Origin of the sequence: Kribbella steppae (genome assembly GCF_004342025.1) — a bacterium.
In the GTDB taxonomy this organism is placed as follows: domain Bacteria; phylum Actinomycetota; class Actinomycetes; order Propionibacteriales; family Kribbellaceae; genus Kribbella; species Kribbella steppae.
In genome coordinates this window covers 510,508-536,345 of sequence record NZ_SLWN01000003.1, presented here as the reverse complement: position 1 = coordinate 536,345, position 25,838 = coordinate 510,508, and the positions used below count along the sequence as shown (strand labels likewise).

Genomic DNA, 25,838 nt, shown 5'->3' with positions numbered 1-25,838 from the left:
AGCCATACTCCCGAGATGACGGCGAGTGTGAGTTCGAGGCTGCTGGCGGTGTTGCGCACCTTCAGTCATCGCACGCCGCTGCAGACCCTGTCCGAGATCAGCCGCCGGTCCGACCTGCCGCTGACCACCACGCACCGGCTCGTCCGTGAGCTTCTGCAGGGCGGTGCACTCGAGCGCGACGACGACGGCCGGTACCGGATCGGCCTGTGGTTGTGGGAGATCGCGGCCCTCGCACCCCGCGGGCTCGGGTTGCGTGAGATCGCGATGCCGTTCCTCGAGGACGTGTACGAGGCGACCCGGCAGCACGCGCAGCTCGCCGTACTGGACGGATGCGACGCTGTGTTCCTGGAACGGATCTCGGGTCGCGGCGCCGTGCATGTGTTCACCCGGGTCGGCGGCCGGTTGCCGTTGCACGCGACCGGCGTGGGCCTGGCCTTGCTGGCCCACGCCGACCGGGAACTGCAGGAGCGGGTCATCACCCGTCCGCTGCGGCGCTACACCAGCCACACCGTCGCGGACGGCGAGCAGTTGCGGCGCCGGCTCGCCGACGTCCGGCGGGACGGGTACGTGATCAGCAGTCGCGCGATCGAGGAGATCAGCCTGTCGGTGGCGGCTCCCGTGTACGACGCCGATGACCGCGTCGTGGCCGCCGTGTCGACAGTCGTCCCGTACGGGCAACACGATCCGATGACTCTGGTCCCGCTGATCAAGGCGTCCGCCCGCGGGATCTCACGCGCGCTCGGCGCGCCGAGCGCTACCGGTCTCCCCAAGTCGGTCCGCCGTACGTCGATCGCCTGGCAACCGGACTGACGTGCCCTCGACCAGGCTGACCGCGATCGCACCGAACAGACCGACCAGGGCGAAGACGTAGAAGCCCCACGGGAACGCCAGCCCGGCGGACAGCAACGCACCGCCGACGGCCGGCCCCGCGATCGCACCAAGCCTGCCGACACCGGCCGTCCAACCGAGGCCGGTCGCACGGTTCTCGGCGGCGTAGATGCGGCCGACGTACGCGTAGACGAGGACCTGGGCCGCGAAGACGAAACAGCCCGCGAGCAGTACGACGACGTACAGGAGCGGACCGGGAAGACGGACGCTGAGCAGCGCGAGCGTGATCGTGGCACCGGCGAACCACGCGCGGGTCACCGGACGCATCGGGAGCTTGTCGGCGATCCGGCCGGCGACGAGCAGGCCGACGATGGCGCCGGCGTTCAGGACGAGCAGGAGACTCAGCGCGGCACCCAGCGGGTAGCCGGCCTCACGCATGATCTGTGGCAGCCAGGTATTGAGGCCGTAGACGAGCAGGAGTCCCATGAACGACGTGATCCAGAAGGCGATCGTCGGCCGGCGGTATCCGGACCGCAGCAACGACTTGACCGGCTCCAGCCCGGGCCGATCCGCCTTGAAAACAGGGGATTCCGGTAGATAGCGGAACATCAGCGGGAGCAGCACCAGAGCGGGCGCGGCGCCGATCACGAACATCGCTCGCCACCCGAGCGTCGGGATCACCAGGATCCCGAGCAGAGCGGTGAGTACGGCGCCGACGTGATAGCCGGTCATGATGAGCGTGGTCGGCGCGCCGTTACGGCCGCGGGTCGAGTACTCGGTCACCAACGTGATTGCCGTGGGCAAACATCCGCCGAGGCCGAGACCGGCCAGGAACCTCAACAACCCCAGCGCTCCGGCCGAAGGGGCGAACGCACACAGCAGAGTGAACATCGAGAACGACGCGACCACGACGAGTAACGCGCGCCGCCGGCCGATCAGATCCGTCACGGTCCCGATCAGCAGGGCGCCCAGCATCATCCCGACCAGACCGACAGTCGCCACCGCCGCAGCGGTCTCCGGGGTGTAGCCGAAGACCTTCCCACTCAGCAGGACTGGGGTGATCGTGCCGAGCACGACCAGGTCGAAACCGTCCAGCAGGACGGCACTCCAGCACAGCGGGCGCACCCATCGGCGCGCCTCCGGCACAGCGAACTCCTGCATGCGGACCTCCGCTCGGGGATGGACGGGGCAGATCCCACCCATCCCCCGAAGGTCCAGCACAGCCCTCGACCCGACCACCCCGCCTTCCAACCACCGGAAGACCACCGGGCTCAGTGGACTGTCCGGTACGGCGAGCGGCGCAGGCTCAGACGAGGCGGCGGTCGGTGGCCCAGCGGGTCAGTTCGTGGCGGTTGGAGAGTTGGAGTTTGCGGAGCACTGAGGAGACGTGGGTCTCCACCGTCTTCACCGAGATGAAGAGCTCGCGGGCGACTTCCTTATAGGCGTAGCCGCGGGCGATCAAGCGCAGTACCTCACGCTCCCGCTGCGACAGCCGGTCCAGGTCCTCGTCCACCGAGGCGATGTCGATCGCACCGGAGAACGCGTCCAGGACGAACCCGGCCAGCCGCGGCGAGAACACCGCGTCCCCGTCCGCGACCCGGCCGATTGCGTCGACCAGCTCGGCCCCGCTGATGTTCTTGGTGACGTAGCCGCGCGCACCGGCCCGGATCACGCCGATCACGTCCTCGGCCGCGTCCGACACCGACAGCGCCAGGAACTTGACCTCCGGGTGCCGCTGGTGCACCTGCTTCATCACCTCGGTACCACCGCCACCGGGCAGGTGGACGTCGAGCAGTACGACATCCGGTTCGGTTCCGACGATCGCCTTCACCGCGGAGTCGACGTCGGAGCCCTCCCCGACGATCTCGACCGCGGTGCCGATCTCGCTGCGCACTCCGGCCCGGAACATGTCGTGGTCGTCGATGACGACAACGCGCCTCTGGCTCATCTGTCCATCTCCAGTCGCACTTCGGTTCCCGTCTCCGGATCGGACCGCACCGTTGCGCGGCCGCCGTGCCGTTCCATTCTGCCCATCACACTGTGCCGCAGCCCGAGCCGATCGTCCGGCACGCCGTCGACATCGAATCCCTTGCCCCGGTCCCGGACGAAGATCTCCGCCCGGTCCCCGTCCACCTCGACGAACACGTCGATCTTGTCCGCACCGGAGTGCTTGGCCGCGTTCACCATCGACTCGCGCGCGGCCCGGACCATCGAGGACAGCGGTTCCGACAGCTCGCAGTCCCCCACCGTCACCACCTCGACCGGTACGCCGTGTGAGTCCTCGACCTCGGCCGCGGCCCGCTTGGCGGCACCGGACAGCGTCTGGTCGGTCTTGTCGTCCTCGTCGTACAGCCAGGTCCGCAGTTCCCGCTCCTGCGAGCGCGCCAGCCGGGCGACGGCCTTCGGGTCGTTGGCCTGCTTCTGGATCAGGGCCAGCGTCTGCAGCACCGAGTCGTGCAGGTGCGCGGCCATGTCGGCGCGCTCCTGCGACCGGACGCGCTCGGCCCGCTCCGCGTTCAGGTCGCGGGTCAGGCGGTGCACCCACGGTCCGGCGATCACGCCAATACCGATCACGGCGAGCAGCAGGGCGACGAGTACGTCGCCGACCATCGAGAGCCGGCCGTTCTGGACCAGGAACACCGTGATCGCGGTCCCGATCAGGATCAGGCCGACGGCGATCCGGATCAGCGACTTCCAGCCGCCCTTGCCGAGCACGATGCCGAGGATCGGGACGCGAACGTCGCGGGCCCACTGTGCTTTCTGGCTCTCGTCCGCCTGCCGCCAGATCAGCGCCAGACCGGTGCCGGCGAACACCAGCGGCCAGAACATCTTCCCGGCGATCCCGAGCCCGGCGACCTGCAGCAGGAGCAGCAGACCGATGCCGACGACCACGAGGGCCATCACCTGGCCGCGACTCTTCTCCTTCTTCCGCTCCTTGGCCTCGGTCACCGGCTGCGGCGGCGGCTGGTCGGTGCGCAGACCACCTCGGGTGTGCGCGGCCAGGCCGGGCGCGGCCGGCACTGCCGGAGTGCCCAGCGGCATCAGGAACCAGAGCGCCGCATAGATCAGTACGCCGAATCCGCCGAACACCGTGGTCGCGATCAAGACGAGCCGCACGACGGTGTCGGACACTCCGAGGTGGTCCGCCACACCCCCCGCGACCCCTGCGACCACTCGTCCCTCGGTACGGCGGTATGCCCGGCGTACCGGTGGCTGCTCCTGGCCCTGCCCGGTCTGGGCGCCGAACGGAGGCTGGCCGGTCTGAGCGCCGTGCGGAGGCTGCTGAGCGCCGTACGCGGCATAGGGGCCCTGGTACTGCTTAGGTCCCTGCGGTCCCCAGCCTTGGTACTGCCACGGGCCTTTGCCTTGGTTACCTCGGCCATGCGGCGGCCCGGGTGGGGTCCCTGGCGTCGCGGACCCGCCCGTGGGCGCGGCTGAGGCTGGCTGATTCATCCATATGATCGTCACACGTGGACCGGGCCGACACCAGCAGGCTTGTCCCTAGCCGTCTCCTCAGCGGCCGACCGGCGAGGTCAGGGTCGTACCGGGGAGAACCCCGAGCGGCCGGCTCCCCGGGAGGGCAGCCCGGGGTCGCGAGAGGGGGATCCCCGATGTTGTTCGGCCGGGTACGGGGCCAGTATCGATGACATGGACCAGAACTCGAGCGGACCCGGTGGGTTCGACCGCAACGGCCTGCAGAACGTGCAGAGCTGGCAGCGCAGCCGGTCGGACCGGATGGTGGCCGGTGTCTGCGGCGGTATCGGCCGGGCACTGAACATCGATCCGGTGCTGATCCGCGTCGTGATGGCGGTCCTCGTCATCAGCGGTCCCGGGATCATCTTCTACATCGCCGCCTGGGTGCTGATGCCCGACGAGGGCAAGGACCGCTCGGCGGCGCAGGGTCTGCTCGGCGACCGGGTCCGCCCGGACCACCCGTGGCTCTGGCCGATCGTGATCGGCGTCTGTGTGTTCGTCGGGATCGCCATGATGTCGTCGTTCGACTTCGGCCGGGTCGTGCCCGGACCGCTGATCGTGCTCGCGGTGATCTGGATCGTCGCCCGCCACCGGAGGAAGCTCCGCCGCGGCCAGCAGCAGGACTGGGCGGCCACCCGCGGCTGGTCCGGCCCGCAGGACACCGGCCCCGCCGGTCAGCCCGGTCAACCGGGTCAGTGGCAGCCGGGTCAGCAGGGTCCGGCAGGTCCGCCTGGTCAGTGGCAGCCGGGTCAGGCCGCCGCGCCGATGGATCAGCCGACCACCTCGGCCTCTATGCCTCCTCAGACCGGCCCGTCAGCTCCCCCGGCGGGTCCGTCGTCCTCGGCCCCACAGCGACCTCAGGACCGCACCGTCGAACCGGTCCAGCCTGTGTGGACCGAGGACGACCCCCTCGGCCTGTACGTCGACGAGCCGCGGACCGCACCACCGCCCGCGACCGCGAAGGCCGCGGAACCGCCGGCCAAGGGCATGCGCGGCGTGAAGTCGATCGTCGTCGTCCTGACCGGTCTCGCGATCGCGATCGCCTGGGCGGCCGGCGCGGCCACCTCGACCACGCTGATCATCGGCCTGGCCACACTCGGCGCCGGCATGCTGCTCGGCGGCTTCGTCGGCCGGACGATGGCGCTGCTGCCGCTCGGCATCCTGCTCGCCGCCGGTGCCGTGGCGAGCACGGTGTTCCCGACCGTGCCGCGCAACTTCACGGACCTGAACTACACCGCGACGGCCGCTCAGCCGATCACCGCGACGAGCACGAAGTACGACCTCGACGGCGGGGCGGTGCATCTGGATCTGACCAAGGCGACGTTCGCACCCGGTGCCAGGGTCGAGGTACACCTCGGCGTCGGTGAGGTCGTGGTCAAGGTGCCGCAGAACGTGGACGTCGAAGGGCAACTGTCCGCCGAGATGGGCGAAGTGACCTGGCAGAACGAGAACAAGGGCGGCCATAATGCTGAGCTGCCCCTGAAGGACCTGGGCGCCGACCAGACGCCAGGACCGCAGAAGGTCACACTGGACCTGGACGTCAAGCTGGGCAGTATCAGAGTGGAGCGCGGATGAAGAAGGCGAAACCGGACGTTCCCGGCATCATCGCCGGCACCGTCCTCTCCGGTGCCGCCACGATCTGGATGCTCACCGACAACGGTGTGCTCCAGACAGACGACCTTGGCGTCAGCAGCGCCCTCCTCCTGGTCGCGGCCGGCATCGTCGGCCTGGCTGCTTCACACCGCAGCTGACTCGATCCACCGCTCGGTCCACCGCAGCTGACTCGGTCCACCGCAGTTGACTCGGTTCACCGCAGCTAACTCGGTGGACCGACTGCACGACGTTCTCTAGGCTCGCCCGCATGTCCAGCCCGGAGGCCAGCAGATACGCCGACCGGCGCGAGACCCGTCTGGTCTTCGTTGCCGGCAGCACCTTGTTGCTCGGCTGGTGCGCGTTCGCCCTGACCGCATCGGTCCCGGCCGCGGCCGTCGTACTGGTGTTCACACAAGGGTTGTTGTCGTTCGCCGTTGGCTCGACGCTCATCGCCTACGCCCTCTACGCCGCCTCGGAATCGCCCGTCCTGGCCGGCGGTCTCGCCACCGCCTCCCTCAACATCGGCGCCGCCCTCGGCCCACTCCTGGGCGGCCTCGCCATCAGCTCGACCGACTTCCACGCCCCACTCTGGGTCAGTGCCCTGTTAGTCGGTACGGCGCTCTGCCTGGCCGGCACGGTTCAACTCCGGGCGCGTCGGGCCGCTCGGCGCGAAACGTAGAGCCGGACCTTCTCCGACGTACCGCAGAACTCCATCGAGCACCAGCGCCGGCTGCCGTTCTTCGACTGGTCGACGAACAGCCACGGGCAGCCGGCGCACCGCTTGATCCGGCCCGCCCGCGGCCCGGTCAGCAACTCATAAGCAGCATGCGCCACCGGCCAGAGCGGCGAGTCGATCAACTCGAACCGCCATGTCGGCTTCAACTCCACCAGATCCGCTTGGTCGACTGCCGCCAGCACGAACGGCCGCAACTGCTCCCAACCCTCGAGCGACCCTGCGGGCCGCGGGGAGGTAGAGGCCCGGTGTGTGTCGGCGACGGCGCCGGCTGTGAGGTTGATTGCTTCGCGCAACGAGTGGGCTCGGCGGACCACTGCGGCCGCTCGGCGTGGGGCGGCGGTGTGGAGTAGACGATTCGCCTCGGGTTCGGTGAGGAGGGACAGTCGCAGCGACCACGACAACAGTGCGTGGTAGTCGGCGATGTGGTCGTGGCGGGCCGGGCCGAGGGGGTCGTCGACGGTGTTGGCGAAATCCAGGGCGAGGTCACCCGCGACCACTGGGAGGTCGCGGATGCCGTCCGGTAGCTGGACTGTTTCCATCAAAACGCACTTTACCAGTTTGCTTGTCGGCGGACTCGGGCACTGTTTCTGGCATGAGCAGTTTGACTGGAAACACCCCGGTGCGGGGTGGCGGGTGGACGATCGTCTGTGTGGCCCAGTTCGTGGTGGTGCTCGACGCCACGATCGTCACCATGGCGCTGCCTGCGATCGACGCCGACCTCGGGTTCGGGCCGGTGGGACTGCTGTGGGTCTTCACCGCGTACACGGTCGCGCTGGCGGGGCTGCTCATCCTCGGCGGCCGGGCGGCGGATCTGGCCGGTCCACGGCGGATGTTCCGCACCGGCCTCATCGCGTTCACCGTCGCCTCACTCGCCTGCGCGCTGGCTTGGTCGCCGGCCACGCTGATCATTTCCCGCTTGGTGCAAGGCTTCGGCGCTGCCCTACTCGCGCCGGCCGCCCTGGCCGCACTGTCCGACTCACTGCCACCGGACGCCGCCAGACGCGCTCTCGGCTGGTGGACGGCAGCCGGTGCGGGCGGCGGCGCGAGCGGATGGGTGTTGGGCGGCGTACTCACCCAACTCGGCGGCTGGCGCTGGGTCTTCGCGGTCAACGTCCCCATCGGGTTGGTCGCACTCCTCGTGAGCCTGCGAGCTCTCCCCGGCCGCGGCCGGACGACGCCCGTCCGCACCCTTGACCTCCCTGGCGCTTGCCTTGTCACCGCAGGCATCGCCCTGACCGCTCTCGGCTTGTCTGAAGTCGCTCACGACCCAACCGGCCCTCGCGGCTGGGCAGCCCTCGCAGGAGCCGCACCACTGCTCGCCCTGTTCGCCAGGATCGAACGGCGCTCATTACAGCCGCTTCTGCCCGCCACCCTCGCGCGGACTCCAGGCGTACTCGGCGGCAACCTCACTGCAGCCGCAGTGACCGCGTCCACGGCCCCACCAATGCTCAGCGCCGCCCTCTACGTCCAGGACCAGTTGCCACCCTCACAGGCCGGGCTGATCTTCCCGGCGTTCAACCTGGCCGTCATCGGCGGCTCGCTGGCAGGCCCGCGCGCCGCCCTGCGTAACGGCACGCGCCGGATGCTCCTCACCGGCTTCACCGGCATCGCCCTCGGCGTAGCACTCCTGCTGCTCCTCCCCGAGGACGACGTACCCCTCCCACTGCTCCTCGCCGCCTTCACCGTGATGGGCCTCAGCCTCGGCCTCGCCTCGGTGTCCTCGACCACAGCCGGTACGGCGGAAGTCGTCGAAGGCGAGCGTGGCGTCGCGGCCGGCGTACTGACCTCGTCGGCGCAGCTCGGCACCACCCTCGGCCTGGCCCTGTGTGCCCCCGTCACGGCTGCCGAAGACCCGATGACGGGATACCGGTTCGGCTTCCTCATCGGCATCGTCGTCGCGCTCACCGGCGCCGTGGCGGCGTTCACGGTGCCCAGGGCTGTACGGCGTACAGCACACGACCTCCGCTAGGCTTTGGAACGCTAAAGCGGCTTCGGCCGCGGGTCAGTACCCGAGGGGTCCGGGTGAAGCGGGTCCCGTGGTCACAGGAGTTTCGATGGTGCGCGGCACCGTGAAGTGGTTCAACGCCGACAAGGGCTACGGCTTCCTGGCCGTGGAGGGCCAGGACGACGTGTTCGTCCACTGGAGCAAGATCGTCTCCGACGGTTACAAGACCCTCGAGGACGGCCAGCAGGTCGAGTTCCAGATCGTCGACGGACCCAAGGGCCGCGAGGCGGACGCCGTCACCCCCGTCTGACCCCGGCACCTGCCGCACATCCCGGCACCCGCCGGACCAGGCACTTCCGGTGTCGGCACAGCGGCGCGGCAACCGGTTGCCTGCGGCACGCGGTGGACCCGGTTTCCGGACTGCACCGGGCGGCCACAACCGGTAACCTGACGTCTCACCGTGTGAGGGGTTGAGACGTGACAGAGCCGGTACCCGTGATCCGGAAACTCGAGCAGGCGCTGGCCGACGACAACTTCGCCTGGTCGCTGCTGCTCGTCGGCGAGGACCAGACCGACAAGCTGGCCACGCTGACCGGTGACCTGCGCGGCCCGTTCTCGACGACCGGCGACGGCAAGCAGATCACCTCCGGTTTCTCCTACTGGGGGATCGGTCCGACGATCGCCTGGGCGAACGCGACCAACGACCCGTTCTACCTGGTGATGAAGGTCGGTGCCGAGTCGTTCCTGCGGCACTGGCGCAAGGTCCGCCCGCACGTCGACAAGGGCGGCTTCCACCTGGTCAGCCTCGGCGTCGGCACCGGCGTCAAGGACCGCACCATCCTCGGCGACATGCGCCGCCACAACCCGGACATGTACTACATCCCGGTCGACATGAGCTCGGAGATGCTCCGGATGGGCACCCTCGAGCCCGTCCGCGGCGTCCAGTTCCCGATGTCGCAGGTGCTGCCGGTGCAGCTCGACTTCTCGATCGCGGACAACATGGACGAGCTGGCCCAGATGCTGTCCCGGCTGATCGGGGACGAGCCGATCCTGTTCACGCTGACCGGCAACACGCTGGCCAACTTCGACAGCGACGAGGAGCTGCTCAGCACCATCACGCGCGTACTGCGGCCGCAGGACCGGCTGCTGCTCGAGGTGGCGACCACCAGCAGCCTCGACCAGGACGCGGCGAATGCGGCCGCCGACGAGTACCACCAGACCCGGGCCTTCGCCGAGTTCGTCACCAGTGCACTGCGCTACAACACGGACCTGAAGATCGACAACGACCGGATCGACTTCCGCGGCGAGGTGGAGACCGACGACGCCCTGCTGGTGAAGATCGTCTGGCAGAACAATACCGGCGACCGGATCGTGATGGGCCTGCCGGACCACACCGAGGTGGTGCTCGAGCCGGAGGACACGATCCTGCTCTACACCACCCGCAAGTTCTCCACCGAGCGGCTGAAGAAGCTCACCACGGCCTGCGACCTGACGCCGATCGAGCACGCCCACTCCGGCTTCCGCCACACCCGCAAGCCCAGCCCGTTCGGCCTGGACCTGCTCCTGCTCGCCCCGGGCACCGCGGAGAACACCACCGCGACCACTCTCGCCGACGACATCTGGTCGACTTGACGTCCTCCGGTCCGCCGACCGACCCGGCCGACCCGGCACCAGATCCAGGTGTACGGCGAGCCAGGCTGCGGGTGCTGGCCCGGTTGCGGCAACTCCGGCAGGCGGTACCGCTGGTCGACGGCCGCTGGGCGGCGTACCGCCGTACCGTCGTGACCGCTGTCAGCTACGGCCTGCTCGGGCTGGCGTTCGTCCTGGGCGTGATCTGGTTCCTCTGGCCGGAGAACTCGCGCTGGGAGCCGGCGGTCAACTCCCTCACCCTGGTCGCCGGGCTGACCGGAATCTTCGTCGAACGGCTGACCGCCGAGGCCGAGCGCCGTACCGAGGTACTGCGGGCGGTCGCCGACGAGCTCCGCGAGAACACCAGGCTGCTGAGCGACGAGCGGTTCTCGCCTAAGACGCCGACCACCCGCCAGGTGTACCCGCGGCTGGTGGTCTCCGCGGTCGACTTGGCACTCGTCTCCGGAGCCCTGGGCCGGCATCGCGACGCCGAGCTCGTCGGACTCCTGCACCGGTGGCGCGACACCGTCCACCTGTTCAACCGGCGCCTCGACCTGACCGAGATCAGCACCTTCTCCAGCACCATCTCGTCGGAGGAGCTGGCCGCGTTTCACCGGGCCCTGCACCGTGAGAACAGCTACTTCGCCGCCACCCGCGACATGCTCGAGACCCTGCTCACCCGGCTGCCACAGACCTAACGGCCGAGGCCGAAAACCGAGTGCGACTGCCATAACCGGCAATTGTGGCCGAGCGGTTGACTTCCCCACGCACCCAACGCTTCACTTTCGGACAGGACCGTAAATAGGTCGTCCACCGGAGGCATCGCATGCGCTCGCTCATCGCGGTGGCACTCGCCGCCCTGCTCGTCAGCACCCTGACCACTCCCGCCGACGCCGGCCAGCCGCCGAGTGCCCAGGATGGTGGCCCGCCGACGCCGACAGTCGTCTCGCTCGGTGCGCCGCTGTCCGACGTACTCCTGATCGGCGGCACCGTCGCGCCCGGCCCGAACGGCAAGACCGCGATCTGGAACGTCTCGACCGGCAAACCGGCGTACCTGAACGCCATCGACCCGGCCACCGGCGCCAGCCTGCTCTCCGCGCCGCTGCCCGGTGCCGACGGCAGCTACGCCGTGGCCGCGACACCCGACGGCACCATCTACGCCGGCACGTACAACAACGGCCACCTCTACCGCTGGAAGCCCGGTGCGGGGAACACGGTCGAGGACCTCGGCCGCCCGATCGCGTCCGAGAGCTTCATCTGGCGGATCACCACCGACGAACAGGGCAACGTGTACGGCGGCACCTTCCCGAACGGCAAGGTGTTCCGGTACGACCACGCCACCGGCGCGGTCCGCGACTACGGCCAGGTCAAGGCCGGCCAGCCGTACGTCAAGAGCATCGACTACGCGAACGGCAAGATCTACACCGGTTCGCTGCCCGACGCGCACATCATGGAGCTCGACGTGGCGTCCGGCGCGATCACTGAACTGCCGTCGCCGCCCGGGCTCGGCGACCCCACCGACAAGGTCGTGTACGACCTGAACACGCGCGCCGGCCGGGTCTACGCCCGGATCAGCACCGCCTTCCCCGGCCCGATGTACGTCTGGGACATCGCCAGCCGCACCTGGGTGGACGAGATCCCGAACGCGCACGGCCTGGACATCTCCCCGGTCGGCGACAACGGCGAGATCTACCTGATCCAGGCCAGTGAGCTGAAGAAGTACGACCCGGCAACGAAAACCCTGACCGGCACCGGCCTCACCTTCACCGGCCGGATCCAGAACACCCGCGCGATCGGCTGGGCCGAGCTCGACCTGCCCGACTACCCGGGCAAGAGCATCGTCGGCACCCTGTGGCGCGGCGAGGAGTTCCGCTACAACCCGCAGACCGGCAAGTCGGAGATCTTCCAGACCCAGGTACGGCGGGAGCCGATCGAGATCCTGTCCGTGGCCGGCGGCAAGGACAAGATCTACGCCGGCGGCTTCCTGAACGGCGGCGTGTCGGTCGTCGACCCGGCCACCGGCGACGCCACCTTCAACCGGTTCTCGCAGGTCGAGGCGCTGCTGGAGGGGTCGGACGGCAAGCTCTGGATCGGCGCCTACCCGGAGGCCCGGCTCTACTCCTACGACCAGAGCCAGCCGTGGAGCAGCCCGGAGTACTCCCCCGGACCACCCGGTACGCCGGACAACCCCAAACTGCTGCTCAACCTCAAGCCGGACCTGCTGCAGACCCGCGCCCGCGCGCTGGTCGAGGTGAACGGCAAGATCGCGATCGGCACCGTTCCCGACGGCGACCGGCTCGGCGGCGCGCTCGTCATCTACGACCCGAAGACCGGTACCTCGCAGGGGATCCGCAACGTGGTCCAGGACGAGAGCGTCTTCGGCCTCACCGCCCGCGCCGGCATCGTCTACGGCGGTACCTCGATCGTCGGCGGCCTCGCCACCACGCCACCGACCCGCACCGACGGCACCGTCTTCGCGTGGGACGTCAAGCGTTCCCGCAAGTTGTGGGAGACCGTGCCCGTGCCCGGGGCGATCACGGTGTCCGCGGTGGCCTTCGGCCCGGACGGCCTGCTCTGGGGTGTCGCCGGCAAGACCGCCTTCGCAGTGGACCCGCGTTCCGGCAAGGTGGTCAAGTCCTACGTCCTGGGGACGACGACGTCCAGCGGGGACATCGTCGCGACCGGGGAGGCGGTGTACGTAAGCATCGACCTGAACAAGATCTTCCGGATCGCACCGGGTAAGGCCCCGGCGCTGTTCGTCGAGAAGGCGCACCGCCGGCTCGGCGTCCGGAACGACCACCAATTGCTGCTCACTTACGGCGCTGAGCTGTTCCGAGTTGATATCAGCCGTTGACAGCCGAAATTCGAGCCAGCTACTTTCGGTCCTGACCGTTATTCCGGACCCTGACTTCCGGACACCCAGGGGGTGCGATGAAATCCACCGTCCGCCGCATCGCGGCACCACTCACGGCGCTCGTGCTGGCCGCTGCTCTCAGTTCCTGTGGGGGCGGCGACGACTCGGGCGCCTCGTCGGAGAAAAAGGCCATCACGCTCTGGATGTATCCGGTGATTGGTGACCAGGCGGCCAGTGACGCGTACTGGCAGAAGGTCGAGAAGGACTTCGAGGCCGCCAACTCCGGGATCGACCTGAAGCTCGAGATGCAGCCGTGGGACAAGCGCGACGAGAAGATCGCGGCCGCGTTCGCCGGCAAGAAGGGCCCGGACGTCGTCCTGCAGATCCCGGACCAGCTGCCGCAGTACGTCAAGAACGGCTCGTTCGAGCCGGTCGACGACGTGGTCGAGGCGGACAAGGACAAGTTCCTGCCGGCCGCGATCCCCGGCCTGACCGTCGACGGCAAGGTCTACGCCGCGCCGATCTACCACACCGTCACCACCACGATGTTCAACAAGACGATCCTGACCAAGGCAGGGATCACCAAGCCACCGGAGACCTGGGACGAGATCAAGGCCGCGGCGCCGAAGATCAAGGCGGCCGGCTTCTCGACCCTGGACTACTCCGCGTCGCCCGAGGCGTCGCTGAACCTGAACTTCTACCCGCTGCTCTGGCAGGCCGGCGGCAAGGTGTTCGCCGACGACAACAAGACGGTGGCGTTCAACCAGGCGCCGGGGCTCGAGGCACTCACCTTCCTGAAGACCCTGTACGACCAGGGCGCGATCCCGAAGAGTGCCCTGACCAACGGCAACCTCGTGGCCGACCAGCCGTTCGGCAAGGGGCAGGTGGCGATGGCCTTCACCAGTACGCCGGCCGACGCGAAGACGGTGGCGGCGACCTGGGGGGCCGCCAACGTCGAGATCGGCACGCCGCTGACGGGCCAGAAGCAGGTCGCCTTCGGTATCCCCGGCGGTCTGGCCGTGAACGCCGCCTCGGAGAACATCGACGAGGCGAAGAAGTTCCTGTCCTTCATGATCCAGCCGGCCCAGGTGGAAGGGCTCAGCAAGGCGTCGGGCTTCTTCACCCCCCGCACCGACGTGAAGGCGCCGATCACCGACCCGACCGCACAGAAGTTCGCCGACTCGCTGCAGTACACCTACGCGGGTGAGCGGAACGCGTCCGCCCGCCAGGTGATGTCACTGCTGAGCGTCGAGATCCAGGCCGTGCTGACCGGTAAGAAGTCGCCGCAGCAGGCGCTCGACGACGCCGCCAAGCAGGGCAACGACCTCCTGTCGAGACAGCGTTGACCCAGGTCAGCGTCCGCCCGGCCCGGGACCGCATCCGTCGGCCCTGGGTCGGGCTGTTGTTCGTCGCCCCCATGCTGGCGCTGTTCCTGCTGTTCCGGTTCGTTCCGGTGGTCGGCGCCGTGCTGCTCTCGCTCACCGACTACCGGCTCAGCGGGCGCTGGTCCTTCGTTGCTGCCGACAACTACACCCGGCTGGTCCAGGACAACCTGTTCCACCAGGCGCTCGCCGTCACCCTCACCTACACGGTGATCTTCGTGCCGCTGACCGTGCTGCTGTCGCTCGGCACCGCCGTACTGCTGCACCAGGTGGTCTGGCGGCGGGGCTTCTTCCGCGGCGTGTTCTTCCTGCCGTACGTGACCAGCATCGTGCTGGCCGCGGTGATCTGGAAGTGGATCTACGACGCACAGGACGGCCTGATCAACGCCGTCCTCGGGCTGGTGTCGATCGGCCCGGTCGACTTCCTCGCCGAGTCCAGCCTGGTGCTGCCGTCGATCGCGGTGACGTCGGCCTGGAAGGGCTTCGGCTACTCGATGCTGATCCTGCTCGCCGGGTTGCAGGCGGTGCCGCGCTCGTACCTGGAGGCCGCGATGATCGACGGCGCCGGCACCTGGCAGCGGTTCCGCTACATCACCCTGCCGCAACTGCGTCCGGTGCTGTTCTTCGTGCTGGTGATCGAGACGATCGGCGCGTTCCAGGTCTTCGACGCGATGTACGTGATGACCGGCGGCGGCCCGGTCCGGTCGAGCTACTCGCTCGTCTACTTCCTGTACGACAGCGGTTTCAAGTACTTCGACTTCGGCTATGCCAGCGCGATCGGCCTGATGCTGTTCGCGATCGTGCTCATCGTCTCGCTCGTACAGCGGCGGTTGGTCGGGAGGGACGACTGATGGTGAACCTGCTCGAACGGCCGCGCCAGCAGGATGCGGCACCGGCGCCGAAGAAGGAACGGCGCCCGGTCGCGCGGCTCACCCTGCCGACGCTGCTGACGCTGACCGCGATCGTCACCATCCTGCCGTTCGCGGCGATGGTGGTGGTCGCGTTCGCCCCGCCGAGCGGCCGGACGTTCCCGGACGCGCTCGACCCGACCCGCTTCACCTTCGAGAACTTCAGCCGGGTGCTGTCCAGCTCTGACATCCCGCGCTGGACGGTCAACTCGCTGCTCTACTCGCTGGTGTCGGTGGTGTTCGTCCTGCTGTTCGCGGCGATGGCCGGCTACGCCTTCGCGAAGAAGCGGTTCCCGGGCCGGGAGATCATGTTCTGGGCCTTCCTGGCCACCCTGATGGTGCCGTTCCAGGCGACACTGATCCCGTCGTACATCCTGGTCTCGCGACTCGACTGGGTGGACAGTTACTGGGGCCTCATCGTGCCCACGCTGGCGAATTCACAGGCCGTGTTCCTGCTCCGGCAGTTCATCAGCCAACTGCCGGACGAGTTGTTCGAGGCAGCCGAGATCGACGGCGCACCGGAGTGGCGGATCTTCACCCAGATCGTGCTACCGCTGATCCGGCCGGCACTGGCCACCCTCGGCATCTTCGTCTTCCTGTGGCACTGGAACGACTTCCTCTGGCCGCTGGTGATCGGCCAGTCCGCCGAGATGCAGACCCTGACCGTCGGCCTGGCCACCCTGCAGACCCAGGCAGTACCGATCAACCAGATCATGGCCGGCGCAACCATCACCGTCGTACCAAGCCTCCTGGTCTTCGGCTTGTTGCAGCGGTACCTGACAGACAGCATCGCCATGTCAGGCCTGAAGGCTTAGAAGTCCCACCCCGCGTGCTACGCAGGAGTGACTGCGTAGCACGCGTCGGGTTAGCCCAGGTTTCCGAAGGCTTCGATGGAGCGGAGGGTGTCGGCTTGGGAGAGGCCGGGGGGTTGGATGCGGAGGATGATGCCGTCGGCACCCATTTCTTCGTAGTGGGCGAGGCGTTCGGCGCATTCGGCCGGCGAGCCGATGACGCTGCGGGCGGCGATCTCGTCCCAGCCCTGGCTGTAGCGGCTCGCGTCTGCCGACGTCCGCTTCCAGCCGGTGTAGGCGTCGTACAGGTCGCGCAGCGGCTCCTCGAGGGCCTGCCGCGCGTCTTGCGACGTCGGGGCGCAGAAGCCCTCCCGGCACAGGATCACATCGCGACCCAACGTGCCCTCGCCGCTCGGGTAGGACAGGTACTCCGCGATCTTCGCAGGCAGATCGGAGTCCAGCTCGTTGAACGACGTCGTCCACCCGTCGCACATCCGGGCAGTCCGTTCCAGTACGGCGGAGACGCGGCCACCGTTCCACAGTCGCGGCCGCGGACTCTGCACGGGTCGCGGCGACAGGAACGCCTCGTTGATGCTGGTGAACTTGCCGTCGTACGTCACCTCGTCCTCGGTCCACAACCGGGTGAGGATGGTCAGGCACTCCTCGAACCGCGCGACCCGCTCGGCCTGCGTCACGCCGTACAGCGCGAACTCCTCCGGCCGGTAGCCGAGCACGAACCCGGCGGTGAGCCGGCCGCCAGACAGTACGTCGATGTGCGCGAGGGTCTCGGCCAGTACGACGGGGTCGTAGAGCGGCGCCACGATGCCCGAGGTAGCCAGACCGATCCGGTCGGTCTTGGCGGCCAGATACGTCAGCGAGGTGAGGATCTCGTGGTATCCGGGCCGATGCAGATGCCGTTCGCCGAGCACGATCCACTCGAACCCGGCCTGCTCGGCCAGCCGCGCCTGCTCTACGGCGTCCTCCAGTCGCGGCCGTTCGTCCGGCGTGCCGTAGAGGTTCAGATAGAGACCCAACCGCATCGGGGTGCCACCTTCCGTTGACAGAGAGCGCTCGCGGTATTTACGGTCTTGACCGTAAGTCCTTTCGTACCAGATTGCGACCCTGAGGAGCCGGATTTGAGTGTCGTACCGCATCCGGTCGGGTTGCCGGCCCAAACCGAACCGGCACAGACCGGCTCGGGGCCGATCAGCGCGATCAAGACCCGAGTGGTCAGTGCAACGTACCGGCGCCCGTTCCAGATCAGCAGCGGGATCAGCACCGAGCTGATCAGCCTGGTGGTCGAGGTGCACACCGCCGACGGCGCGATCGGCATCGGTGAGACCTCGCCGATGACGGCGTACACCGGGGAGACGCTGGCCGGTGTCACCGCCGCCATCGAGGAGCATCTCGCCCCCGCGCTGATCGGACATGACCCGCTCGACCGGGCCGGCGCCCACCTGGTGATGGACGCCGTACTGCGCGGGCAGCACGTGGCCAAGTCCGGCCTGGACATCGCTCTGTACGACCTGGCCGGGCGACTGAGCGGCTGGCCCGTGCATGTCCTGCTCGGCGGCAGCATCAGGAAGCGAGTGCAGACCACCTGGGTGGTCGGGCTCGGCACCCTGGACGAGATGGCTGCCGAGGCGGCTGAGTACGCCGACAAGGGCTTCGGGCACCTGAAGGTCAAGGGCGGCCACGACCCGGCCAAGGACCTCGAGCTGATCCGAGCGGTCCGCGCGGCCATCCCCGCCGACGCAGAGCTCTGCCTGGACGCCAACGAGGGGTACGACGCAGCCACAGCGCTCCCCTACCTGGCCAAGATGGGTGAGGCTGGGCTGACGCTACTGGAGCAGCCGCTGCCCCGCTGGGACCTGGCCGGCCTGGTCCGGCTGCGTGAGCGGCTCGACGTCCGCCTGATGGTCGACGAGAGCATGCACTCGCTGCAGGACGCTCTGGAGATCGCCCGGCGCGGTGCGGCCGACGTACTGAACATCAAGATCCTCAAGGTCGGTGGGCTGCACAGAGCCCTGCAAATCGCCAACGTAGCCGAGGCCGCGGGCCTGGCGGTGAAGGTAGGCTCGATGCCCGAGCTGGGGGTGGCCACACTGGCCGCGGTCCACCTGGCCGCCGCTGTACCCGGTGCGACCGTGGCAGCCGACCTGGTTGGGCCGCTGATGGTGCACGAGGACCCGCTGGCCCCGACCGTGTTCGCCGACTGCGACGGCTGGATCGACGTACCCACGAGCCCAGGCCTCGGCCACGACGTCTGAGAGGTCCGATGCACGCACTCGTTGAGCAACTCCGCGGCACACTGCTTCCTGCTGTCGTCACACCGATGGACACCGACGGTGTCATCGCGTACGACGCTCTGACCGCGTACGCGCGCCGGATCGCGGCGGAGCCCATCGGTGGCGTCGCTGTCTGGGCTCACACCGGCCGTGGGCTCTACCTGTCCGTAGGAGACCGCTCCAAGGTGCTGGAGACCTGGCGACAGGTGACTAACGTCCCCATCGTCGCCGGAGTCGGCGTACCTCGGTCTGAACCGGCACAGACCCTCCAGGAGGCCGCAGACGCCACTGTGGCGATGGCTGTGCAGGCTGCAGCGGGTGGGGCCGATGCGGTGATGGTCTACCCGCTGGCAGCGCTTGGAGGGTTGCCAGACGGCCATGCGCAGGCTGTTGCACTGCATGAGCGGGTTGCGGCCGAGAGTGGGCTGCCGCTGGTCGGCTTCTACCTGCACGGCGAGGCCGGCGGGTACCCGTACCCACCGGAGCTCATCCGCGACCTGCTGAGCCTGGACGCCATGCTCGGGGTCAAGACGGCCACACTGGACCGCGCTATCGGCTGCCAGGACGCCATCTGGGCCGGCCGCGGTACGGGCAAGCTGCTGATCACCGGTGAGGACCGGATGTTCGGGCCGTCGTTCATGTGGGGTGCCGACACCGCGCTGGTGGGCATCGCTGCGGCTCAGGTCGGGCTCTCCGCCGCAGTGTTGAGGACCTGGACCTCGGGCGAGCACAGTGCGTTCCTGACTGCCTCCGACCGGCTGGACCGCTTCGCCGCGGCGACCTTCTACGCGCCGATCGAGGGCTACGTGCAGCGGATGCTCTGGGCCGCGGTGTGGGAGGGCCTGATCCCCGAGGACGCGGCCCACGACCCGTACGGCCCGGACGTTCCCGGTCAGGAGCGCGAACTCGTCGTGCACTGCCTCGAGGAGCTCAGCCACTATCCTGCGACTTAAGGGCCCGACCAGAAGTCTTCGGAGGAGTGCCGTGCAGATCAATCCAGCGGTGGCCTGATGGCCCTCACGGTCGGTGTCATCGGCCCGGAGGACCTGGTCCAGCGGGTGATCGCGGTCGGTCCGCCGAGCGGCACGACCCTCGTTCCGCTGCCCTATCACCACGAGACCGAAGCGGTCGAGGTGGTCGAGCGGTCCCACGAGAAGGTGGACGCGATCCTGTTCACCGGCGTCGTGCCGTACACGATCGCCACCGAGGCCGGCGTGATCGACCGCCCGGCCATGTACGTCTCGTACGACGGCGCCACCCTCCTGCGCGCACTCGTCGAACTGCTCCGGCTCGGCCACAACGTCACCCAGTTCTCGATCGACACACTGCGGCGCAGTGAGGTGCTGGAGACGCTGATCGAGGCGAAGATGCCGACCGACCAGATCTACGTGCTCCCGTACCGGCCCGGCCTGACCTCCGACGACATCGTCGCGTTCCACCGCACCGCGCGGGAGAAGCACGACACCAAGGTCGCGATCAGCTGCCTCGGCTCGGCCTTCCACCTGCTCGAGAACGAGATGCCGTCGGTCCGGCTCGCGCCGTCGCGGTACTCGATCCGCTCCACCCTCCAAGCTCTCGTCCTCACCACGACCGGCCAGCACGTCGGCGACGCCCAGGTCGCCCTCGGCGTGATCGACCTGCCCGAGCCGGACGACGCCCTGGCCGCCGACCTGATCACCCTCGGCGGCAGCCTGGCCGCTCTCCCCGACGGCCGGCATCTGGTCGTCACCACGCGCGGCGTGCTCGAGCAAGCGACCGAGCAGTTCACCCGGATGCCCCTGCTCGACCACCTCGCGTCGAGGCACAGCACGGCGTACGTCGGCTTCGGCGTCGGACGCACGGCGGCCGAAGCCGAAGCACTCGCCCGTCGCGCCGTGAGCCGAGCAGCCTCGATCGGTTCGGTCGCCGGCGTGGTGTCGATGTCGGACGACGTGGAGATCGTGATCGAGCCGACCGGCGATCAGCCGGCGACCGCACGCGGCCCGGAAAGCCTGCCACTGCTGGCCCGCCGGGTCGGCCTGAACACCCAAACCCTCGCCCGAATGCGCGAACTCGTCGCCACCCTCCCCGACGGCCTCACCACCCAGGACGTCGCCGACCACCTGGCCGTCCAACTCCGCACCGCCCGCCGAGTCCTGAAACGCCTCGAACGCGCCGGCCTGGCCGACCCCATAGGCAGCCAACAACACGGCCGCACCGGCCGCCCACCCACGGTGTACCTAATCCGGCTGTAGGTAGTTGATCCAACCCACGCGTACTAACCTGCTTGCGGTGGTCGTCGTGCCAGTTGCCGTGCTGGTTGGCGAAGATGTCAGGGGTCCGGCGTGCGGGGTACTTGGTGTGTGCCGGTGGGGTCGACGTGGAAGGTGAACCCGTGGGGTGTTCGCCACTCCAGCGTCTTGCGGTCGAGCCGCCGCACATTCCAGCCGCGGCCGTGCGTCTTCACCCGGTGAGGGAAACGCCCCAACGGTGCAAGATTGCCGGTGCTCGTCTGGCCGGGTGGCCCGAGCGGGTCGTAGGGCTCGATGTGGTCCAGGTCCATGGCGGGGTGGGTCTCGCGGGTGCCGTAGGGGAACAGCTCGACCGGATACATCAGCTTGGCCCGTTCCCGGATCCGGTTGGGGATCTCGTAGGCGTCGACGCTGACTGCGTCGTTGAGGTCAATCACCGGCTTCACCACATACGGGCCATGGCCGACGAGTTCGCTGAGTTGGCCGGCGAGTAGCGGGCCAAGGTCTTCGACCCGCAAGACGCCGGTGCCGGTGGCCAGGGTGTGGTCGGTCAGGTGCACGAAGATCTCGGTCTTGCCCGCACGCAACCGCCAAGCCGCGCCGCCCGCACCGTTCGCGCGGGCACCGGTGGCCGGGTGGGTGTGGGCGTCGTGCTTGATCTGGGCGAGCCGGGCGTCCAGCGCACGCTGCGCCTCGGCATCGACAGCCCCGGCATCGGCAGCCGCGGCATCACCAGTCGCCGGGTCGAAGATGGCGCTGACGTCGCCGTCGCCGCGGTCGACCCGCAGGCCGGGATCGAACGGCTCGACTACGTCCTTGAAGGGGATGTCGAGTGGGTCGGGCAAGTCACTGGTGCTCGGGTGGGGTGCGTCGCGATCGGCCTCGTCATCCGGGCCGGGTTCGCCGCATGCGTTCACCCAGTCGCTCAACAGGCCCTCGTCTGCCCGACTCGACCCGGTGTTGGGACCCACCGCAGCGGCGGGAGGGGTGGGTGGCTCTGGGCGGTGGTCGGGGGTGGGGGTGGGGGTGGGGGTGGTGTCTTGGGTGGGGTGGCGGAGGGAGTGTTGGTGCGCTTGGAGGAGGAGTTCGATCATGTAGTGGGGGTCGGCCATGATCTCGATGGCGTCGGCGCGGCGGTGCTGCAGCGTGCGGGTGTCGCCGAGGGTCATCAGCGCCTCGGCGATGCTGGTGATGCTGGCGTTGTACCGGATGACGGCGCCGGAGGCTGCGCGGATATATACGGTTTTGGTGCCGTGTTCGTCGGTTCGGCCGACGAACACGCCGCGTTCGCGGGCCTTCGCGTCGGCCTCGGCCCGGGCGCGGTCGGGATCGGTGTGTGCTTTGGCGGCGTTGACGATCTTCTCGAGCCGGTAGGGCGTGATCGAGTCGATCAGGCCGGCGACGCGTTGGTCGACGTACCGGGCGGCCCCTTCGGACAGCTTCAGGCAGGCGTCGGCGATCCTGGTGGCCCGCCACGGTGTGGCCTCGCCGGATTGCACCTTGGCCCAGGTGAACGGAAACCGGTGCCGCAAGGCCAGCGCCTGGCCGATGTAGCGCGCGGCGGCCGCAGCGGAGATGCCGACCACGAGACCGAACTCGGCGATGGCGAATTCGGCGATCTCCGGGCAACCGTCGCCGCCCAGCACGATGGCTCGTTCGCGGCCGTCGCAGGAGCGGCGAGCGGGCCGGGCGGGACGTAGGTCGGGGTGGTGGCGGTCGGCGAAGATCTGCGCATGTTCGAGCCGGCGGGCCGCGCAGCGGTTCTCCTCGGCACGGTGCTCGGCGGCCGACTCCAGCAGGTCGGTCGTCGAGAGCGAAGCCAGATCTCCATCGAACATGTGCTCTAGTTTAGGCACGGGCTGACAGTCGGGCAACTTGGAAGTTCGTCGAAAACCCTTATCCACAAGGGGAAACGTCACACTGCGCCAGCCAGGGAAACCAGGTATGCGTGAGCGCCGTCTCCTGAGCAACCGTGGCGGCGGCGCTGGTGACAGGCGTCGGTGGCCCGATGAGATCGCGTGGGGCTAGGCGGGCGGGTGGATGATGGTGAGGCCGGCGGGGGTGCCGTGGGAGAGGGCGGCCAGGGCGGCGGGGGTTTCGTCGAGGGGGATGGTTCGGGTGATCAGGACGGATGGGTTTAGATTGCCTTGGGCAACGAGATGGAGCATTTCGGGGTAGGCGTGGGCGGGCATGCCGTGGCTGCCTAGCCATTCCAGTTCCTGGCCGATCAGGCGGCCGACATCCAGTTGGACGCCCGATGGGAGTAGGCCGACCTGTAGGTGGCGGCCTCGCGGGCGGAGGGCGAGCAGCGACTGCTGGACGATGTCGTTCGAGCCGAGGGCGTCCATCGTCACGTGCGCACCGCCGCCGGTGAGGTCGCGGATCTCCTGAACGGTGTCCGGCGACGCCTGCAGTGTGTCCGCGGCGCCGTACTCGCGGGCCAGCTTCAGCGCGGCGGGATTCGTGTCGACCGCGATCACGCGTGCCCCGAGTGCGGCCGCGATCATCACCGCCGACAGGCCGACGCCACCACAGCCGAAGATCACCACGCGCTCGCCAGCAGCGACCCGCCCGACCTGGCGGATGGCGCGGAAGGAGGTGGCGAAGCGGCAGCCGAGGCCGGCTGCGGTGTCGAAGGAGAGGTCGTCCGGGAGTCGGACCAAGTTCACCGACGCGTACGGCACAGCGACGTACTCGGCGAAGGAACCCCAGTAGGTGAAGCCAGGCTGCTCCTGACGCGGACAGACCTGCTGGTTGCCCTCGCTGCATTGTTCGCACGACCCGCACGCGCAGATGAACGGCGTGGTGACCCGATCGCCCACCTGCCAACCGGAGACCCCGGCGCCGACGGCTGCGATCGTGCCGGCCAGTTCGTGGCCGGGGACGTGGGGCAGGACGATGTCCGGGTCGTGGCCCATCCAGCCGTGCCAGTCGCTGCGGCACAGACCGGTCGCCTCGACCTTCAGGACGACCGCGCCGTCGGCCGGTTCAGGTCGCGGGACGTCCGTGACGACAGGCGGAACGCCGTACTGCGAGATCACGACAGCGCGCATTCCGGCATCGTAGTCAGCCGACGCAGAACTCGTTGCCTTCCGGGTCGAGCATCACGATGTGGCCGAGTTCCGGACCGTAGAAGTCCTCGCGGACCTGTGTCGCCCCGAGGTCCACCAGCGAGGCCGCCTTCGAGCGCATCCGTTCCGCGGAGGCGGCCGACCGCTCACCGGGGCCGGCTACCCGGATGTCGATGTGCAGGCGGTTCTTCGACGTCTTGGGTTCCGGCACCCGGAGGAACCCGATCGCCGGTCCCACGTCATCGGGATCGACGATCGAGGCTCCGTCCGGGTCGTCGTACCCGGGTTCGAGGATGTAGCCGAGCGCGGCCGCCCAGAATTCCGCGAGCCGCTGTGGATCGGCCGCGTCTCCACCAATGGTCCACTTGGTCGCCATGCGGGCCACGCTAGCGCCCGCACCGGACAATCAGCCGCCCGCGACCGCCGGGATGATCGAGACCTCGCCGCCGTCCTTGATCGACGTCTGCAGACCTTCGGCGAACCGTACGTCATCGTTGTCGACGTACACGTTCACGAATCGGCGCAGCTCGCCGGACTCGTCCAGCACGCGGGACTTGATCCCCGGGTACGAGCTGTCCAGCGACTCGAGCACCTCGCTCAGCGTCGCCCCCTCGGCGCTGACCGCGGAGGCGCCCTGGGTGTAGGGGCGCAGGATGGTCGGGACCCGGACACTCACGCTCACTGCAGGCCTGCCTTCACGAAGGCGTCGTACGACGCGGGAATGGTCACCTTGGGGCCGACCCGGTCGGCCACGGCGTCGAGCGTCTTCAGCCCGTCGCCGGAGTTGATGATCACCGTCTCGGCCTCGGGGTCGAGCTGACCGGACTCGATCAGCTTCTTCAGCGTCGCGACCGTCACCCCGCCCGCGGTCTCGGTGAAGATGCCCTCGGTCCGGGCCAGCAGCTGAATGCCCTCCACCACTTCCTCGTCGGAGACGTCCTCGATCGCGCCGCCGGTACGACGGGCCACGTCCAGGACGTACGGTCCGTCCGCCGGGTTGCCGATCGCCAGCGACTTCGCGATGGTGTCCGGCTTCACCGGCTTCACCACGTCGTACCCGTCCCGGAACGCCTGGGCGACCGGCGAGCAGCCGGTGGCCTGGGCGCCGTACACCTTGTAGTCGGTCGCGTCGACCAGGCCGAGCTTGCCGAGTTCGGTGAAACCCTTGTCGATCTTGGTCAGCTGCGAACCGGAGGCGACCGGGATGACGACCTGCTGCGGCAGCCGCCAGCCGAGCTGCTCGGCGATCTCGAAGGCGAGCGTCTTGGAGCCCTCGGAGTAGTACGGCCGGACGTTGACGTTGACGAACGCCCAGCCCTCCTCCTCGCCGGCGATCTCGGAGGCCAGCTTGTTCACGTCGTCGTAGTTGCCCTCGACGGCGACCAGCGTGCCGCCGTACACGGCGGTGGTGATCACCTTGGGGCGCTCGAGGTCGTGCGGGATGAACACGACCGAGCGGATGCCGGCCCGGGCGGCGGCAGCGGCCACGGCGTTGGCCAGATTGCCGGTGGAGGGGCAGGCGAAGACCTTCATGCCGAGCTCGCGGGTGGCGCTCAGGGCGCTCGCGACGACACGGTCCTTGAAGGAGTGCGTCGGGTTGCCGGAGTCGTCCTTCACCCAGAGTTTCCTCAAGCCCAGCTCGCGGGCCAGGTTGCCGGCGTCGATCAGCCGGGTGTAGCCGGGTTCGGTGTTCGGGAAGCTGGCCACGTCGACGGGGACGGGCAGCAGCGGCTGGTAGCGCCAGATGTTCTTGGGTCCGGCCTCGATCTGCTCCCGCGTGATCGCCGGGTAGTCGTACCCGACCTCGAGCGGACCGAAGCACTCCATACAGGCGTAGAACGGACCGAGTGGCGACTTCGCACCACAGGCGCGACAGCTCAGGTGCGTACCGTTGCCGAAGGCACCTTCACGGATGGTGTGGGTGGTCGAGTCGGCGGTCAGGCTCATGGAGGTTCCCTCCTCATCTTCCCCGCACACCGGATCTCGGCGCGGGACGGATTTGGCACCGTTCCGCCGCGAGGGTCCCGGACGGGACCTCAACGGGGAGGGTTGCCGGGACTTCAACGGGCCGTTTCCCTCAGTCCCTCTGGATGAGCTCCCCCGAGGTT

Annotated in this window: 25 protein-coding genes and 1 riboswitch; of the genes, 15 read left to right on the top strand and 10 right to left on the bottom strand. The window is 68.7% G+C overall.

Features of this window, described 5'->3' with window-relative positions; genetic code table 11:
• The first annotated feature begins 15 nt into the window (after window positions 1-15).
• Window positions 16-810, top strand: a complete 795-nt coding sequence (locus EV652_RS11135; protein WP_132208960.1) for an IclR family transcriptional regulator — start codon at window positions 16-18, stop codon at window positions 808-810.
• Here EV652_RS11135 and EV652_RS11130 read toward each other — a convergent pair.
• The 3 genes from EV652_RS11130 to EV652_RS11120 form a co-directional block, all read right to left on the bottom strand.
• Window positions 730-1,989 carry an MFS transporter gene (locus EV652_RS11130; protein ID WP_199238113.1) on the bottom strand — a complete coding sequence of 420 codons (1,260 nt, stop codon included), beginning with the start codon at window positions 1,987-1,989 and terminating at the stop codon, window positions 730-732. The genes EV652_RS11135 and EV652_RS11130 overlap by 81 nt on opposite strands.
• A gap of 145 nt (window positions 1,990-2,134) precedes the next feature.
• Window positions 2,135-2,776, bottom strand: a complete 642-nt coding sequence (locus tag EV652_RS11125) for a response regulator (protein WP_132208958.1) — start codon at window positions 2,774-2,776, stop codon at window positions 2,135-2,137.
• Window positions 2,773-4,281 (bottom strand): ATP-binding protein, encoded by a 1,509-nt coding sequence (locus EV652_RS11120; RefSeq protein ID WP_132208957.1) that lies wholly within the window; start codon window positions 4,279-4,281, stop codon window positions 2,773-2,775. Before EV652_RS11120 ends, EV652_RS11125 begins: the two co-directional genes overlap by 4 nt.
• A gap of 195 nt (window positions 4,282-4,476) precedes the next feature.
• Here EV652_RS11120 and EV652_RS11115 point away from each other — a divergent pair, with 195 nt between their 5' ends.
• The 3 genes from EV652_RS11115 to EV652_RS11105 all read left to right on the top strand — a co-directional run bounded on the left by EV652_RS11115 (window position 4,477) and on the right by EV652_RS11105 (window position 6,574).
• Window positions 4,477-5,877 (top strand): PspC domain-containing protein, encoded by a 1,401-nt coding sequence (locus EV652_RS11115; RefSeq protein WP_132208956.1) that lies wholly within the window; start codon window positions 4,477-4,479, stop codon window positions 5,875-5,877.
• The gene (locus tag EV652_RS11110; RefSeq protein WP_132208955.1) at window positions 5,874-6,053 is read left to right on the top strand and encodes a hypothetical protein; all 180 of its coding nucleotides are present in this window, start codon (window positions 5,874-5,876) and stop codon (window positions 6,051-6,053) included. The genes EV652_RS11115 and EV652_RS11110 overlap by 4 nt, the downstream gene beginning before the upstream one ends.
• 110 nt (window positions 6,054-6,163) lie before the next feature.
• Window positions 6,164-6,574, top strand: a complete 411-nt coding sequence (locus EV652_RS11105) for an MFS transporter (protein ID WP_132208954.1) — start codon at window positions 6,164-6,166, stop codon at window positions 6,572-6,574.
• On the opposite strand, the gene EV652_RS11100 is transcribed toward EV652_RS11105, so the two are convergent.
• Window positions 6,535-7,170 carry a CGNR zinc finger domain-containing protein gene (locus tag EV652_RS11100; protein WP_132208953.1) on the bottom strand — a complete coding sequence of 212 codons (636 nt, stop codon included), beginning with the start codon at window positions 7,168-7,170 and terminating at the stop codon, window positions 6,535-6,537. The two genes, EV652_RS11105 and EV652_RS11100, sit on opposite strands and share 40 nt — an antisense overlap.
• A 53-nt stretch (window positions 7,171-7,223) precedes the next feature.
• Between EV652_RS11100 and EV652_RS11095 the strand changes: the two genes are divergently transcribed.
• From EV652_RS11095 to EV652_RS11060, 8 genes are all read left to right on the top strand, one after another.
• The gene (locus EV652_RS11095) at window positions 7,224-8,600 is read left to right on the top strand and encodes an MFS transporter (RefSeq protein WP_132208952.1); all 1,377 of its coding nucleotides are present in this window, start codon (window positions 7,224-7,226) and stop codon (window positions 8,598-8,600) included.
• A gap of 85 nt (window positions 8,601-8,685) precedes the next feature.
• Entirely contained in the window at window positions 8,686-8,886 is a 201-nt protein-coding gene (locus tag EV652_RS11090; RefSeq protein ID WP_132208951.1) for a cold-shock protein, read from the top strand.
• Window positions 8,887-9,053: 167 nt separating this feature from the next.
• Complete coding sequence (locus EV652_RS11085) at window positions 9,054-10,208, top strand: L-histidine N(alpha)-methyltransferase (protein WP_132208950.1); 1,155 nt, start codon at window positions 9,054-9,056, stop codon at window positions 10,206-10,208.
• On the top strand, window positions 10,205-10,903 hold the full coding sequence (locus tag EV652_RS11080) for a hypothetical protein (protein WP_132208949.1): 699 nt from the start codon (window positions 10,205-10,207) through the stop codon (window positions 10,901-10,903). Before EV652_RS11085 ends, EV652_RS11080 begins: the two co-directional genes overlap by 4 nt.
• Before the next feature lie 128 nt (window positions 10,904-11,031).
• Window positions 11,032-13,059 carry a ligand-binding sensor domain-containing protein gene (locus EV652_RS11075; protein WP_132208948.1) on the top strand — a complete coding sequence of 676 codons (2,028 nt, stop codon included), beginning with the start codon at window positions 11,032-11,034 and terminating at the stop codon, window positions 13,057-13,059.
• A 77-nt stretch (window positions 13,060-13,136) separates the two neighbouring features.
• Window positions 13,137-14,405, top strand: a complete 1,269-nt coding sequence (locus EV652_RS11070; protein WP_132208947.1) for an ABC transporter substrate-binding protein — start codon at window positions 13,137-13,139, stop codon at window positions 14,403-14,405.
• Window positions 14,402-15,292 (top strand): carbohydrate ABC transporter permease, encoded by an 891-nt coding sequence (locus tag EV652_RS11065; protein WP_242001690.1) that lies wholly within the window; start codon window positions 14,402-14,404, stop codon window positions 15,290-15,292. The genes EV652_RS11070 and EV652_RS11065 overlap by 4 nt, the downstream gene beginning before the upstream one ends.
• Complete coding sequence (locus tag EV652_RS11060) at window positions 15,292-16,164, top strand: carbohydrate ABC transporter permease (RefSeq protein ID WP_132208946.1); 873 nt, start codon at window positions 15,292-15,294, stop codon at window positions 16,162-16,164. Before EV652_RS11065 ends, EV652_RS11060 begins: the two co-directional genes overlap by 1 nt.
• A 50-nt stretch (window positions 16,165-16,214) precedes the next feature.
• Here EV652_RS11060 and EV652_RS11055 read toward each other — a convergent pair whose 3' ends face one another.
• Entirely contained in the window at window positions 16,215-17,180 is a 966-nt protein-coding gene (locus tag EV652_RS11055) for an LLM class flavin-dependent oxidoreductase (protein WP_132208945.1), read from the bottom strand.
• A 96-nt stretch (window positions 17,181-17,276) separates the two neighbouring features.
• Here EV652_RS11055 and EV652_RS11050 point away from each other — a divergent pair, with 96 nt between their 5' ends.
• The 3 genes from EV652_RS11050 to EV652_RS11040 are packed head-to-tail and all read left to right on the top strand — an operon-like array spanning window position 17,277 to window position 20,662.
• On the top strand, window positions 17,277-18,410 hold the full coding sequence (locus EV652_RS11050) for a mandelate racemase/muconate lactonizing enzyme family protein (RefSeq protein ID WP_242001689.1): 1,134 nt from the start codon (window positions 17,277-17,279) through the stop codon (window positions 18,408-18,410).
• 8 nt (window positions 18,411-18,418) lie between these two features.
• Entirely contained in the window at window positions 18,419-19,381 is a 963-nt protein-coding gene (locus EV652_RS11045; protein WP_132208944.1) for a dihydrodipicolinate synthase family protein, read from the top strand.
• Between the two features lie 57 nt (window positions 19,382-19,438).
• Window positions 19,439-20,662, top strand: a complete 1,224-nt coding sequence (locus EV652_RS11040) for a response regulator (protein ID WP_132208943.1) — start codon at window positions 19,439-19,441, stop codon at window positions 20,660-20,662.
• Window positions 20,663-20,739: 77 nt separating this feature from the next.
• On the opposite strand, the gene EV652_RS11035 is transcribed toward EV652_RS11040, so the two are convergent.
• The 5 genes from EV652_RS11035 to thrC all read right to left on the bottom strand — a co-directional run bounded on the left by EV652_RS11035 (window position 20,740) and on the right by thrC (window position 25,677).
• Complete coding sequence (locus EV652_RS11035) at window positions 20,740-22,497, bottom strand: 13E12 repeat family protein (protein WP_132208942.1); 1,758 nt, start codon at window positions 22,495-22,497, stop codon at window positions 20,740-20,742.
• A 186-nt stretch (window positions 22,498-22,683) separates the two neighbouring features.
• A complete protein-coding gene (locus EV652_RS11030; protein ID WP_132208941.1) occupies window positions 22,684-23,712 on the bottom strand; it encodes a zinc-dependent alcohol dehydrogenase family protein in 1,029 nt (342 codons plus the stop codon).
• A gap of 13 nt (window positions 23,713-23,725) precedes the next feature.
• Window positions 23,726-24,106 carry a VOC family protein gene (locus tag EV652_RS11025; RefSeq protein WP_132208940.1) on the bottom strand — a complete coding sequence of 127 codons (381 nt, stop codon included), beginning with the start codon at window positions 24,104-24,106 and terminating at the stop codon, window positions 23,726-23,728.
• 30 nt (window positions 24,107-24,136) lie between these two features.
• A complete protein-coding gene (locus tag EV652_RS11020; RefSeq protein WP_132208939.1) occupies window positions 24,137-24,412 on the bottom strand; it encodes a ubiquitin-like small modifier protein 1 in 276 nt (91 codons plus the stop codon).
• The gene (gene thrC, locus EV652_RS11015) at window positions 24,409-25,677 is read right to left on the bottom strand and encodes a threonine synthase (RefSeq protein WP_132208938.1); all 1,269 of its coding nucleotides are present in this window, start codon (window positions 25,675-25,677) and stop codon (window positions 24,409-24,411) included. The genes EV652_RS11020 and thrC overlap by 4 nt, the downstream gene beginning before the upstream one ends.
• A 10-nt stretch (window positions 25,678-25,687) precedes the next feature.
• Window positions 25,688-25,827, bottom strand: a riboswitch (SAM riboswitch).
• Window positions 25,828-25,838: the final 11 nt, after the last annotated feature.